13 protein-coding genes are annotated in these 13,560 nt (G+C 70.8%); all 13 read right to left on the minus strand.

What is annotated here, in order from left to right:
• Positions 1-43 precede the first annotated feature (43 nt).
• A complete protein-coding gene (gene secF / locus HD596_RS53520) occupies positions 44-1,039 on the minus strand; it encodes a protein translocase subunit SecF (protein WP_185077106.1) in 996 nt (331 codons plus the stop codon).
• Between the two features lies 1 nt (position 1,040).
• Positions 1,041-2,852, minus strand: a complete 1,812-nt coding sequence (gene secD / locus HD596_RS53525; protein ID WP_313046977.1) for a protein translocase subunit SecD — start codon at positions 2,850-2,852, stop codon at positions 1,041-1,043.
• 43 nt (positions 2,853-2,895) lie between these two features.
• On the minus strand, positions 2,896-3,285 hold the full coding sequence (gene yajC, locus HD596_RS53530; RefSeq protein WP_185077107.1) for a preprotein translocase subunit YajC: 390 nt from the start codon (positions 3,283-3,285) through the stop codon (positions 2,896-2,898).
• A gap of 212 nt (positions 3,286-3,497) precedes the next feature.
• Positions 3,498-4,538 carry a Holliday junction branch migration DNA helicase RuvB gene (gene ruvB / locus HD596_RS53535; RefSeq protein ID WP_185077108.1) on the minus strand — a complete coding sequence of 347 codons (1,041 nt, stop codon included), beginning with the start codon at positions 4,536-4,538 and terminating at the stop codon, positions 3,498-3,500.
• A gap of 455 nt (positions 4,539-4,993) precedes the next feature.
• Entirely contained in the window at positions 4,994-5,614 is a 621-nt protein-coding gene (ruvA, locus tag HD596_RS53540; RefSeq protein WP_185077109.1) for a Holliday junction branch migration protein RuvA, read from the minus strand.
• Between the two features lie 166 nt (positions 5,615-5,780).
• Positions 5,781-6,308: a crossover junction endodeoxyribonuclease RuvC gene (ruvC, locus tag HD596_RS53545; protein ID WP_185077110.1), complete on the minus strand. Its 528-nt coding sequence runs from the start codon at positions 6,306-6,308 to the stop codon at positions 5,781-5,783.
• 105 nt (positions 6,309-6,413) lie between these two features.
• Positions 6,414-7,556, minus strand: coding sequence for a GNAT family N-acetyltransferase (locus tag HD596_RS53550; protein ID WP_313046982.1), 1,143 nt, complete (start codon positions 7,554-7,556; stop codon positions 6,414-6,416).
• A 60-nt stretch (positions 7,557-7,616) separates the two neighbouring features.
• Complete coding sequence (locus HD596_RS53555) at positions 7,617-9,419, minus strand: carbohydrate ABC transporter permease (RefSeq protein ID WP_185077111.1); 1,803 nt, start codon at positions 9,417-9,419, stop codon at positions 7,617-7,619.
• A gap of 144 nt (positions 9,420-9,563) precedes the next feature.
• Positions 9,564-10,316 carry a YebC/PmpR family DNA-binding transcriptional regulator gene (locus tag HD596_RS53560; RefSeq protein ID WP_185077112.1) on the minus strand — a complete coding sequence of 251 codons (753 nt, stop codon included), beginning with the start codon at positions 10,314-10,316 and terminating at the stop codon, positions 9,564-9,566.
• A gap of 3 nt (positions 10,317-10,319) precedes the next feature.
• Positions 10,320-10,898, minus strand: coding sequence for a pyridoxal 5'-phosphate synthase glutaminase subunit PdxT (gene pdxT / locus HD596_RS53565; protein WP_185077113.1), 579 nt, complete (start codon positions 10,896-10,898; stop codon positions 10,320-10,322).
• Between the two features lie 63 nt (positions 10,899-10,961).
• A complete protein-coding gene (locus HD596_RS53570; protein ID WP_185077114.1) occupies positions 10,962-11,822 on the minus strand; it encodes an endonuclease/exonuclease/phosphatase family protein in 861 nt (286 codons plus the stop codon).
• Positions 11,823-11,834: 12 nt separating this feature from the next.
• Entirely contained in the window at positions 11,835-13,040 is a 1,206-nt protein-coding gene (locus HD596_RS53575) for an MFS transporter (RefSeq protein WP_185077115.1), read from the minus strand.
• 9 nt (positions 13,041-13,049) lie between these two features.
• Complete coding sequence (locus HD596_RS53580; protein ID WP_185077116.1) at positions 13,050-13,478, minus strand: MarR family winged helix-turn-helix transcriptional regulator; 429 nt, start codon at positions 13,476-13,478, stop codon at positions 13,050-13,052.
• Between the last annotated feature and the right edge of the window lie 82 nt (positions 13,479-13,560).

Consider the following 13,560-nt stretch of genomic DNA (forward strand, 5'->3'; position numbering starts at 1 on the left):
CGACCCCGTGAAGGGCGAGGGCGTCGTGGCGTGCGCGCGCTTGCTATCCCTTGGCTACGGCCGCGCTTTTGGAACCCTTCGGGCCCTTGCCGCTGCCCGTCGAGGCCAGCCTCCTGGCGATGGCCTGGTACTTCGGCTCCCGCTCCTTCAACGTCACCAGCAGCGGCGTGGCGACGCACAGGGAGGAGTACGTACCGACGATCATGCCGACGAACAGCGCCAGCGACAGGTCCTTCAGCGTGCCCGCGCCGAGCAGCGTGGTGCCGATGAACAGGATCGCCGCCACCGGCAGGATCGCGACCAGCGAGGTGTTCAGCGACCGGATCAGCGTGTGGTTGAGCGCGTTGTTGGCCGCCATCGAGTACGTCATCTTCGACGTGTGCCCCAGCTTGGCCGTGACCTCCTTGATCATGTCGAACACCACGACCGCGTCGTAGAGCGAGTAACCGAGGATGGTCAGGAAGCCCAGCAGCGTGGCCGGCGTGACCTCGAAGCCCGACCAGGCGTAGATGCCGGCCGTGATGACGAGGTCGTGGACGAGCGCGACGATCGCCGACAGGGCCATCTTCGGCTCGAACGCCATCGACAGGTACAGGATGATCGCCAGCATGAAGACGCCCAGGCCGATCCAGGCCTTCTGGGAGACCTCACCGCCCCAGGACGGGCCGATGGCCTGGACGCTGACCTGGCCGACCGGGGTGTTGAAGTCCTTGGCGATCTGGGACTGCACCTGCTCCCGGGTGTTCTCCGGCAGGCTCTCGGTGGTCACCCGCCAGCCGCCGGTGCCGGCCGACTGGACGATCGCCTGGTGCGCGCCCTCGTTGAGGACGGCCTCGCGGACCTGCTGGACGGTGGCCTGCTCGGACTTGAACGAGAAGACCGTGCCGCCTCTGAACTCCACGCCCAGGTTGAGCCCGTTGATCAGCAGACCCGCGATCGAGATGAACAGCAGAATGCCCGACAGGCTGTACCAGAGTCTCCACTTGCCGACGAAGTCGACATTGATCTCGCCGCGGTAGAGGCGACGCGCCAGTCCCATCTCAGGCCTCCTGCGGAGTGGTCGGGCGGCCGGACGAGCCGACCTCGCTCATGCGCTCGGCGTCGAGGCCGGACAGCGGGTGCCCCTTGGCGAAGAACTTCAGCCTCGCCAGCAGGGCGATGAACGGCTTCGTGAACAGGAACACCACCACGACGTCGATCAGCGTGGTCAGGCCCATCGCGAAGGCGAAACCGGCCACACCGCCCACCGCCAGGAAGTAGAGCACGATCGCGGCGATGAACATGACGGCGTCGGCGATCAGGATCGTGCGCCGGGCGCGGACCCAGGCCACCTCGACGGCCGCCCGGAGCGTCCGGTGGCCCTCCTTCATCTCGTCACGTATGCGTTCGAAGTAGACGATGAAGGAGTCGGCGGTGATGCCGATGGAGACCACGAGGCCGATGATGTGCGGCAGCGAGAGCCGGAAGTTGGCGTTGTGGCCGAGCACGACCACCGCCGTGTACGTCAGGATCGTGGCGACCACGAGGCTCAGCACCGCCACGATGCCGAGGCCGCGGTAGTAGAGCATCGAGTAGACCACGACGAGCACGAGGCCGATGAGGCCCGCGATCAGACCGCCCTGCAGCTGGTCCTGGCCCAGCGTCGAGGAGACCGTGTCGACCGAGCTGCGGTTGAACTTCAGCGGCAGCGCGCCGTACTTGAGCTGGTCGGCCAGCTGGGTGGCGCTGAGCTGGTCGAAGCCGCCGGTGATCTCGGCGCGGCCGCCGGGGATCGGGCTGATGATGTTGGGGGCGGTGATGACGACGCCGTCGAGCACCACCGCGACCTTGTTGCGCGGCTCCTGGGAGTTGTAGGCGGCCGTGGTGAGCTTGCTCCACTCGGCCGCGCCCTTGCTCTTGAAGTCGAGCTGGACGACCCACTCGACGGTGCCCTGGCGGACGCCCGCCGAGGCCGTGTCGATGTCGGTGCCGACGACCTTGGCGACGTCGAGGACGTACTTGTAGCTGCCGTCGGTCTCGCAGGCGGCGTACTGCTTCTTCGGGTCGTCCTGGACGCCCTGGCCGCGGTTGGCCGGGTCGGCGCAGTTGAGCTTGTTGAACTGGGCCAGCACCGCCGGGTCGATGCCCTGGGTGTTGACGCCCGCGTTGGGGTCCTGCGCGGGCGGCGTGCTGGGCTGGCCGGACGGGGCCGCCGTCGGGGTGGCCTTGGCGTTCTGGCCCTTGTTCTGCTGCTTCTGGGGGTTCTCCGTGGCGGCCGGCTGCCCCGTCCCCGACGCGGCGGGCGTCGGCGCGGTCAGCGCGGACGACAGCGCCTTGCCCGTCGGGGAGGTGCTGGGCGTGGAGACCGCGGGCGAGCCGGACTTGTCCGACCTGGGGGTGGTGGACTTGTCAGACTTGGGGGTGGCGGACTGGCTCGCCGAAGCCGACGGACTCGGCGTCGGCGCGTTGGTGGCCAGGTTCTGCGGAACCTGCGTGGCCTCCATGGCCAGCACCTGGCGGAAGCGCAGCTCCGCGGTGGTGGCGACCAGCTTGATGGCCTCGCTCTGTCCGACGCCCGGGATCGAGATGATGATGTTGCTGCCGGACTTGGCCACCTCCGCGTCGGAGATGCCGGTGCCGTTGACTCGATCGCGGATGATGTTGACCGCGCGGTCGAGAATCTCATCCGGCGGTGCCGCGTTGTTCTGCGTCACCGGGGACAGAGTCACCGTCGTGCCGCCGGCGAGGTCGAGACCCAGCTTGGGCGTGAACGCCTTCTGCAGGAACATCGTCCCGCCCAGGGCGAGGATGAGCGCCAGCAGCACCAGGAGCGTTCGCCCCGGTCGGCTGTGGCGGCTGGTCGGTCGGGCCACTGGTCGTCAGTTCTTTCAGATAGAGGTTTGTCGCAGAGCTTAGTCAGGACTGCTTGGTGCTGGAGTCCTGGTCATCGTTGCGATCCACGGTGGCCTCGGACTCCTTCTTGCCCTCCTCACCCGGTGCGGCCTCGTCATCGGAGGACTCGTCCGCCGCCGGAGCGTCCCCTGGCGTGACCACGCGGCCGATCGCGGCCTTCACCCAGCGGGTCTCGATCCCGGGCGCGATCTCGAGGATCACGTCCTCATTGTCCACCGCCACCACGGTGCCGAACAGTCCGGTCGTGGTCATGACCCGGGCGCCGGGAGCCAGGGAGTTCTGCATCTGGATCGCCTCTTGCTGCCGCTTGCGCTGAGGGCGGATCAGCAGGAAGTAGAACACCACTACCAGCAGAATCAGCGGCAGGATACTACCGAGTTGTCCCATGTCCATAAGGGGCGACCTTCCATTGTCGTACAAGAAGTTGACACCGGCCTCGCGCCGGAAATTCCGTGCGTTGCGTCGGGGCCGCGCCGCTCAGCCCGTCAGCCTACACAGCCAGCCAAGCCACGGAGTGTAGGCCGTTGTTGCGAAACGCGGCAACGAGGCAGCGTTTCGGCGCGCGGGGAAGTTCCCATTTTGAAACGGTTGCAACCGTTCTGTGATCAGCCGTCTGAGTCGAATACCGCCGCTCCGAACGCGTCGGGGGGCGGGGTCATCCCGAGATGGCTCCAGGCGGCCGCCGTCGCCACCCGGCCGCGCGGGGTCCTGGCCAGCAGGCCCTGGCGTACGAGGAACGGCTCGGCCACCACTTCGACGGTCTCCGGCTCCTCCCCCACGGCCACGGCCAGCGTGGACAGGCCGACCGGCCCGCCGCCGAACTTCTTCAGCAGCACGCCGAGCACCGCCCTGTCGAGCCGGTCGAGCCCTTCGGCGTCGACTTCGTACAGGTTGAGGGCCGCCGCCGCGATTTCCCTATTTATCACCCCGTCGGCCCTTACGTCCGCAAAATCGCGCACTCGCCGGAGCAGCCGGTTCGCGATGCGGGGCGTCCCCCGGGACCGCCTGGCGATCTCGTGCGCCCCGTCGGTGGGCAGGACCACGCCGAGCAGCTTGGCCGACCGATAGAGCACCTGCTCCAGCTCGGCGACCTCGTAGAAGTCCATGTGCGCGGTGAACCCGAACCGGTCGCGCAGCGGCGCGGGCAGCAGCCCGGCGCGGGTGGTGGCGCCGACGAGCGTGAAAGGCGCGATGTCGAGCGGGATGGCCGTGGCTCCCGGACCCTTGCCGACGACGATGTCGACCCTGAAGTCCTCCATGGCGAGATAGAGCATCTCTTCGGCGGGCCTGGCCATCCGGTGGATCTCGTCGATGAACAGCACCTCGCCCTCGGCGAGCGTGGACAGGATGGCGGCCAGATCGCCGGCCCGCTCCAGCGCGGGGCCGGAGGTGATCCTCAGGGGCGCGTTGAGCTCAGCGGCGATGATCATGGCCAGCGTCGTCTTGCCGAGCCCGGGCGAACCGCTCATGAGCACGTGGTCGGGCGGCCGCTGCCTGCGCAGGGCGCTCTCGAGCACCAGGGAGAGCTGCTCGCGCACCCGGCCCTGGCCGATGAACTCGCCGAGCCGCTTGGGCCGCAGCGCCGCCTCGATCTGCAGCTCGTCGCCCCCGGCATCGGACGACACCAGCTCCCGCTCAAACCCCACCGCCACACCCCCTCACACCAGCCGCGCCATCAACGTCACAACACACCTTCACACCGTCACCCACCGACCGCGACATCACCACGACGGCCACTCCGGGCGCCCAGGAGGAGCCCGCCGCGCCGCGACGGCGGGACGTGGTGCGGCGGAGACCGGCGCAACGCGGTCGGCGGTCGGCCGGGCCACGGTGCCGGGGCCACGACTCGCTCGTCACGGCGATCAGCCCGTGAGCCTTCACGACCGGCCATGACAGGCGGAAACCGGCGTCGGCGCGTGCGGTTACCTTGGCCCCGCCGTAAAAACCGGGTTTGAGAGCGGCGCGTACGGTCGCCTTCGCTTTGCCGTAAAAGCGGGGTTTGAGAGTGGCACCTACGGTCACCTTGGCACCGCCGTAGAAAGCAGAGGGGCGCGTGCGGTCACCTTGGTGCGAAAGAGGCGCGAAAGGGCAGGTCGGCGGGTCATCGGATGCTCAGGGATTGCAGGGCGGCCTTCAGGAGCGCGGCGACCTGGGGCCGGCGTCCGGCGGCGAGGTCGGCGTCGGCGACCGGCTCCACGGCGGCGACGGCCTCGTCGGCGTCCTTGCTGGAGTAGCCCAGCCCCACCAGCCCCGAGTGGACCTGATCGCGCCACGCCGCCACACGCCGCTCCCCGTTGAGCGCGGCGTTGACCGCCTCCTCCGGCGTGCCGAGCCGGTCCTTCAGCTCCAGCACGATCCGCTGCGCCCCCTTCTGCCCGATCCCCGGGACCTGCGTGAGCGCCTTGAGGTCGGCGCCGGCCACGGCGACGCGCAGCGCGTTGGGCGTGTGAACGGCGAGCATCGCCAGCGCCAGCTTGGGCCCGACCCCGCTGGCCGTCTGCAGCAGCTCGAACACGGCCCGCTCGTCGTCCGTGGCGAACCCGTAGAGGGTGAGCGACTCCTCCCGCACCACCAGCGACGTGGCCAGGCGCGTGTCCTCCCCGATCCGCAGCGTGGCAAGCGTGCCAGGGGTGCAGTGGGTGAGGATGCCGACGCCACCGACCTCGATCACGGCTCCGTCGGGAGCGATCGCGGTCACCTTGCCCGACACCGACGCGATCACAGCCCACCATCCTTCCACGCCGCCGGGGCCCGCACGCCACCGGCGAGGGCCACAGCCCGACATCCTCCCGCATGATCACGGACGACACGCCGCGGGCACGCGGGCCGGTGACGCGGCGTGCCGCCCCCAAAGCCGCGGAAGCCCTCGAAGCTCCGGAAGGAGATGGTCACGGCCTGTCCTTTCGGGTGGCCTTGGCCAGGGCGGCGGCGAGGCGGTGCTGGGCGCCGCCGCGCCACACGTGGCAGATCGCCAGGGCCAGCGCGTCGGCGGCGTCGGCGGGCTTGGGCATCTCGCTCAGGCGCAGCAGCCGGGTGACCATGGCGCCGATCTGCTTCTTGTCGGCGGTGCCGCTGCCGGTGATGGCGGCCTTGACCTCGGACGGCGTGTGCAGCGCCACGGGAAGCCCGCGCCGGGCCGCGCACAGCACGGCGATCCCGGCCGCCTGCGCGGTGCCCATGACGGTGCGTACGTTGTGCTGGCTGAAGACCCGCTCGACCGCCACCGCGTCGGGCCGTACGTCGTCGAGCCACTGCTCGATGCCGGCCTCGATGCCGATGAGCCGCGCGCCGAGCTCCTCGTCGGCTCCGGTGCGCACCACCCCGACGGCCACGAGTGTCAGCGGCGCGCCCGGACGCCCCTCGACAGCGCCCAGGCCGCACCGGGTCAGCCCCGGATCGACGCCCATCACCCGCACCGGCCCGCCCTCCCGTCGCCGAACACCTGTTCGGCACGAGACTTTACCCCGGCCGGGGCGCTCACGCACCGGTAATCGCCCCGCACTCCGGGGAAGGGCCTCGGATCAGAAGTAGTCCAGCATGTACGGCCGGGCGGCGAAGGCCGCGTCGAGCGCCTCGTCGTAGCGGTCGTCACCGGACATCAGCCCGCTCAACCGCAGCGTCGCCGTCGGCACCCCCGCATACAACGCCGAGAACCCGTTCACCGAGAGCTTGACCCCGGACTCCGCCACGGGCGTCACCGCACCGGACCCACCCGCGACCTCCAGCCGCCACGACCCACTACCGCCCAGCGGATCGTCCACCGTGACCACGGCCTCACAGCTCACGAATGCCGGATAGCCCCGCCGCTCGACCGCCGCGGCCACGTCCAGCACCCTGAACATCCACCGCGCCTGCCGCACCTCCTCACTCGACCGCTCCCGCAGCATCCACAACACCGGGTCGTCCGGAGCCACCGCGGCCACGACCTTGCGCGCGATCGACGACGCGCTGCCCACCAGCGACCACAACGCCCGGGCGGTCTCCCCCGAGCCGGCGACCAGGTTCTCCACCTGCATGTCGTCGCCCCGCCACCGGTAGACGACGAAACCGTCCTCGGCCAGGTAGAGGAAGTCGTCCTTGTTCTCCAGCCACAGGGACCAGGTGTCCTCGTCCCAGGAGATGGGGCCGCTGGCGCGGGTGGCCGAGTGGACGCGGTGCAGCAGGGAGACGACCTCTCCCGCGTCTTCCGGGCCCATCCTGCGCAGCTTGACCTGCCCGGACGGCCTGATCTGGCGCAGCGCCTCGGCCGGGAGCCGCACCTTGTACTGGCCTCCGGCGTGCTCGTAGCCGATCGACCGGTAGATCGGCGTGGTGGCCGGATAAAGCGCGGAGACCGCGTCGCCCAGCGAGGCGGCCCGCTCGACGACGGCCCGCATGATCAGGCTGCCGACGCCCCGGCCCCGGTCCTCGGGATTGACGGTGACGCCCGCGACGCCCGCCATCGGCTGCGGCCTGCCGTGCCACCACTGCGTGAACCGGCGCAGCCGTGCGGCCCCGGCGAGCCTGGAGCCGTCGAACGCCCCCAGGTAGCGGCCCTCACCGAGTGCCGGGAGCACCGCCCGGCGCCACTTCTCGTTGTCGCCGGGGGGCAGCGGCCCGAAAGAGCGCCTGCGCAGGTCAAGTACGTCGTCGAGGTCTTCAGCGATCAGGTTGCGAATCTCCACGAGGATCCAACCTATGGCGGGCCGGGCCGCCGGTCCACTTTGGGCGGCGGGGTGCCGCGCCTACGCGGTGGCGGTGCGCGCCCGCGAGCCGTTCGTCGTGATGGCGAGCCTGTCGAGGTAGAGCAGCTGGGCGGCCACGACGGCGATCAGCGCGACGGCGACGACGAGCAGCGGCGTGGCGGCGCCGACGTCGGGTTTCGCCGCGGAGAAGGAGCCGAGCTGGGCCATCTGCGCCACCGGGGCCGTGTACAACGTCGGCTTCTGGGCGACCAGCAGCGGCCAGAGCAGGTCCTGGGCGTTCACCAGGGCGACGGCCCCGGCGAGGATGCCCGCCATGGGGAGCGACGGGAGGAACACGCCGCCGAAGAAGTCCTTGTCGGTGCGCTCGGCCAGCCCCTTGCACAGGAGCGTGAGCACGAGCAGGGCCGGGACGCTGACGAGCAGGGGCGGGAAGAGGGCCAGGAAGGAGTCGATGAGGCCCATGTTGCGCATGTTCTGCCAGTTCGCGACGCCGAGAGGGCCCGTACCGACGAACAACCACGGCGCGAACACCAGCAGCAGCCACTCGCTCCCGCGCCCCAGCGGTCGCAGGCCGCCGATCCCGAGCGCGGCCAGGTAGGCGACGCCCACCGAGACGACCGCTCCGCCGATCGCCGGCACCCAGGTGTTCACCTGGGAACGGAGGGAGCCCGCCTCGGAGGCGGGCGAGGCGAGCACGCCGTCGATCCACGGCCAGGCGCACACGAGCGCGACGGCGAGGAAGACCACCAGCGCCACGATCCCGACGGCCATGCCGACGGCCCCGCCACCACGTCCGGCGGCCACAACCGGTCCCACCGGAGGAGCAGCCGCAGGGGCCGCCCCCGGCACACCCGGCCCCGCCCCCGGCGCGGTCGGTCCCGCCCCCGGCGCGGTCGGTCCCGCCGCAGGGGTCGTCGGCACTCCAGCGGGGGCCGTGGGTGGGGTCGGTACGGCGGCGCCCGGCTCCGGCGCGGTACGCGGCGTCAGCGTGACGCTCAGCCGCGAGGCCGCCACGACGACCGTCGCGACGATGCCCAGCACGCCGAGGATCACCCCCGTGAGGGTCGCAACGGACGCGCCAGGGCCGAACTCGGCCATCCGGAAGGCGGAGTCGTACTCCAGCCCCGCGAGCGTCTCTGTGGAGCGCTCAGGGCCTCCCCGGGTGAGCACGAGACCGAACGAGAATGTCTGGAGCCCCACCGCGACGGTGGCGATCGCCACGACCACCCCCACCACGAGCATCGCCGGCGCCACACCGCCGCGAGACGTCCCGGAAAAGTCCTCCGGTACGGAGCCGGCGCGCAGGGCGGGCAGGAACGCCATGACCGCCAGCGCGCACACCACCCCGAACGTGCCGGCCGCGACGATCAGCCGGAGCGTTCCAGGCGCGGTCGCGGGATCGCGCAGCCCTTCGGCCAGCCCCGCCAGGCCGGGCGCGTCCGGTGCCAGCCCGCGCATCCAGGCCGCCGCCACCCCGACCGGCGAGAACGTGACGATCGCCAGCGACAGCGCGATCCGCCCGGCCCGACGCGGCCACGTGCCCGCCCGGTCGAGCGCCACCGCCAGCAGCGGCGCCACCACCACGGCCACCAGCAACGGCATCGCGACCAGCGACAGCGTGAACCACACCGCCCGCCAGAACTCGCCGTCGCCCAGCAGCTTGCCGTAGTTGGCGAACCCCACGTACGTGCTCTCGCGCAGGACGCCGCCCCTCTGCAGGCTGAGCCAGATCGTCTGGGCCGTGGGCAGCACCAGCGAGATCAACGTGCCGAACAGCGCGGGCACGGCCAGCAGCCAGCCGAGCGCCGGAGAGGGAGCCTGTGGAGGGGTGGGGGAAGTCACGTCGCCCGACCCTACGCTGCCCCGCCCCTTCTCGCACCCGAAGAAAGCCCCGGAACCATCCCCGCACCCGAAGAAGGCCCGGTAAGGGCCGGGCGCGCATGAGTAAGGGCCCGGCGTAGCCGAGCCCTCTCATCGTCCGAGCTGCTAGTCCAGCGCCGCCAGCACGTCGTCCGGCACGTCGAAGTTGGCGAAGACGTTCTGGACGTCGTCGCTGTCCTCCAGCGCGTCGATGAGGCGGAACACCTTCTTGGCGCCCTCCTCGTCCAGCGGCACGCTCATCGTCGGCAGGAAGCTCGACTCGGCCGAGTCGTAGTCGATCCCGGAGTCCTGCAGCGCCTTGCGGACCGGCACCAGGTCACCCGCCTCGGAGACGACCTCGAACGACTCGCCCAGGTCGTTGACCTCCTCGGCGCCCGCGTCGAGGACGGCCATGAGCACGGTGTCCTCGTCGAGCCCGTTCTGCTTGGGCACGATCACGACGCCCTTGCGGTTGAACATGTAGGAGACGGACCCGGGGTCGGCCAGCGAGCCGCCGTTGCGGGTGAGCGCGACGCGGACCTCGGAGGCGGCGCGGTTGCGGTTGTCGGTGAGGCACTCGATGAGCACCGCGACGCCGCCGGGCGCGTAGCCCTCGTACATGATGGTCTGCCAGTCGGCGCCACCGGCTTCGAGGCCGCCGCCGCGCTTGCGGGCGCGCTCGATGTTGTCGTTGGGCACGGAGTTCTTCTTCGCCTTGAAGATGGCGTCGAAGAGGGTGGGGTTGGCGTCCGGGTCAGGGCCACCGGTCCGTGCCGCCACCTCGATGTTCTTGATGAGCTTCGCGAACAGCTTGCCGCGCTTGGCGTCGAGCGCGGCCTTCTTGTGCTTCGTCGTCGCCCATTTGGAGTGGCCGGACATTACCTAGAGCTCCCTCACCATGTCTACGAAGTAACGGTGCACGCGCGTGTCCCCGGTCAGCTCGGGGTGGAACGACGTCGCGAGCAGCGGTCCTTGACGGACCGCGACGATCCTATCCCCAGGCTCGCACCTGCCCAGCACTTCGACGTCACCGCCGATGGATTCGACCCAGGGCGCGCGGATGAACACCGCGTGCACCCGCTCCCCCGCGAAGTCCAGGTCGGACTCGAAGGAGTCGACCTGGCGGCCGAACGCGTTGCGCCTGACCACCATGTCGATGCCGCCGATCGTCTGCTGTCCGGCGACGCCGTCCTCGATCCTGTCGGCCAGCATGATCATGCCGGCGCAGGAGCCGTAGGCGGGCATGCCTTCCTTGATCCGCAGCCGCAGCGGCTCCAGCATGTCGAAGGTCTCGGCGAGCTTCCACATGGTGGTCGACTCCCCACCGGGGATGACCAGGCCGTCGACCGCGTCCAGCTCGGCCGGCCGGCGCACGGCGGTGGCCGACGCTCCTGCCTCCTGAAGCATGCGCGCATGCTCGCGCACGTCTCCTTGGAGAGCGAGTACACCGATCGTGGGCACAGTCGATCCTTCCGTCTGGGTGCGGGTTCCGATAATTCAACACCAGGATGGCCTGGGATCTTCCTAAAGGGCCAGTTTGACGTGGACGGGCTTGTGGTCGGACAGCGTCACGTCCCGCGCGACGCGGCAGCTCCGCACCGTGCCCTTGGGCGCGAACAGGTAATCGAGCTTTTTACCCTCCCTGGTCCACCGGCCGGTGCGCCGCGCGCCGCGCTGGTCGCATTCCTGGTACGCGCGGTAGAGCGGCGCGACGGCCCGGCGACCGGCGGCGCTGCCGTATCCGCTGTCCGGGGGCGCCACGTTGAGGTCTCCGCCGAGGACCGTCCGGTGTCCCGGCTCGGCCGCGATCTCGAGCAGCCGCCTGATCTGCCTGGTCCGGTAGGGGGCGCCGGGCCCGCGGTCGTCGTCGGCCCGGCCGGAGGACAGGTGGGTGCCGCAGGCGCGCACCTTCCTGGCGGGGACGGTGGCGCAGAGGACGGCGCGCGTGACGTACCAGGGCGGGGCGGGCAGCGGGTGGGCCTCGAAGGTGGCCCCGTCCTCGGCCGGGTCGCCCGCCACGGCGACCGCGATGCTCTGCGCGCCCCGCGGGCGGCCGAGGCGGTCGGGGTGGCAGGCGTACGGGGTGCCGTCGTTGGAGGTCAGGCCCCATGAGCCGACGGTCCAGTTCCGGCCGGTGCGCTGCTCGAGCCAGAGTTCGAGCGTGCCGGCCGCGCCCGTGCAGAACTCCTGCAGGAAGATCACGTCAGGAGGGCCGCTCTTGATCGCGTACCCGCCGATGCTCTGCGCCAGTTCGAGCGCCCCCGCGCGGTAGAGGGGGCACGCCGCGTTGGTGCCCGCGCAGACGTTCCAGGTCATCACGGACAGCTCGGCCCGTGAGGGCGCCGCGAGCAGGCCGGCCACGAGTAACAGGACAGGTCCCACCATGTCGGGAAATTATCAACCAGCGGGGGCCGCGGCATCCTGGAGCGTGTGGTCGGCGTCCACCCGGCTCAGGACGCGCAGGTGGTGGCGCCGGACGTAGAGGATGGCCATGCCGACGAGGCAACAGGCGGCGCCCAGCGCGTACGGCACGGCGACGCCGAGCTCCTCGCCCAGCTTGGTGGCGATGAACGGGGCCAGCGCGCCGCCCATCCAGCGCACGAAGTTGTAGCCCGCCGAGGCGACGGGCCTCGGCGCGTCGGAGACCTCCATGGCCGACTCGGTGAAGACGGTGTTGTTCAGGCCGATGGGGATGCCGGACAGCACGGTGAACAGGATGATCCCGGCGTGTCCGGACAGCGCGATGCCGATCTGGAACACCGCCAGCAGCGCCAGCGCCAGGTGCAGCACGTTCACCGAGCCGATCTTGCGCTGCAGCGGCGGCGCGCCGAACACCGAGGCCAGCGCCACGCAGACGCCCCACCCGAAGAAGACGGCGCCGATGCCGTAGGCGGACATGTGCAGGATGAACGGGGTGAAGGCCAGCACGGTGAAGAACGCGAAGTTGTAGAAGAGCGCGGTGAAGGCCGTGGTGGACAGGCCGCCGTGGGCGAGCGCCCTGATGGGGGCGGCGAGGCTGGTCCTGGCCGCGGGCTTGGGGGTGGCCCTGAGCAGGGTGGCGATCAGTACGAAGCCGGCGGCCATGAGGGTGGCGGTGCCGAAGAAGGGGGCCCGCCAGTTCCAGTCGCCGAGCAGGGCGCCCACCAGCGGGCCGGCGGAGATGCCCAGGCCGAGCGCGGCCTCGTACAGGATGATCGCCGCCTCCGCGCCGCCGCTGGCCGCGCCCACGATGACGGCCAGCGCGGTGGCCACGAACAGCGCGTTGCCCAGGCCCCAGCCCGCGCGGAAGCCGACGAGCTCGCCGACGCTGGTGGAGGTGCCGGCGAGCGCGGCGAAGACGATGACGAGCGCGAGGCCGGCCAGCAGCGTCCGCTTGCCGCCGATGCGGCTGGAGACCCAGCCGGTGAGCAGCATCGCCACCGCCGTCACCAGGAAGTAGCTGGTGAACAGCAGCGACACCTGGCTGGGCGTGGCCTTCAGACCTTGGGCGATGGAGGGGAGGATGGGGTCGACGAGACCGATGCCCATGAAGGCCACGACCGCGGCGAACGCGGTGGCCCAGACGGACACGGGCTGGCGAAGGATTCCGCCACCGGACTGCATGATGCTCCTTTACCTGGGGTTACGTCCGAGCTTGGCCAGGACGGGCAGCGCGGCCGCCAGCGTGGCGCGCTCGTCGTCGGTGAGGGCGGCCAGCTCCTGGCTGAGGTGGGCGATCCTGGCCCGCCGGACGGCGAGCAGCCGGTCGCGGCCCTCGCCGGTCAGCTCGACCGTCCTGACGCGGGCGTCGGCCGGATCGGAGCCGCGCGCCACCAGGCCGGCGTCCTCCAGGCGGTTGATCTGCACGGTCATCGTGGGCAGCTGCACGGCGTGCTCCTCGGCCAGCTCGGTCATGCGGCGCGGGCCGGGTTCGAGCGAGCCGAGCACGGCGTACTGCTGGCTGGTGACGGGTTGGCCGGCGACGGTGCGCCTGAGCAGGAGGACCAGGTGGCGCAGCACCGTGGAGACCTGCTCGGCCAGGCGGGTGGGGTCGTCCCTCATGCTTAGCCCAACTAACTTAGTGTGGCTAATATTCCGGTCAAGAAAAAGCGGCACCCCGGAACCGGGGTGCCGCTCGCCGGAG

Source organism: Nonomuraea jabiensis (assembly GCF_014204795.1).
GTDB lineage: Bacteria > Actinomycetota > Actinomycetes > Streptosporangiales > Streptosporangiaceae > Nonomuraea > Nonomuraea jabiensis.

Coding starts and splice junctions, on each gene's coding strand:
- HD596_RS53570 (WP_185077114.1), bottom strand. CDS start 11,822: ATGGTGGGACCTGTCCTGTTACTCGTGGCCGGCCTGCTCGCGGCGCCC.
- HD596_RS53580 (WP_185077116.1), bottom strand. CDS start 13,478: ATGAGGGACGACCCCACCCGCCTGGCCGAGCAGGTCTCCACGGTGCTG.
- yajC (WP_185077107.1), bottom strand. CDS start 3,285: ATGGACATGGGACAACTCGGTAGTATCCTGCCGCTGATTCTGCTGGTA.
- HD596_RS53575 (WP_185077115.1), bottom strand. CDS start 13,040: ATGCAGTCCGGTGGCGGAATCCTTCGCCAGCCCGTGTCCGTCTGGGCC.
- secF (WP_185077106.1), bottom strand. CDS start 1,039: ATGGGACTGGCGCGTCGCCTCTACCGCGGCGAGATCAATGTCGACTTC.
- HD596_RS53560 (WP_185077112.1), bottom strand. CDS start 10,316: ATGTCCGGCCACTCCAAATGGGCGACGACGAAGCACAAGAAGGCCGCG.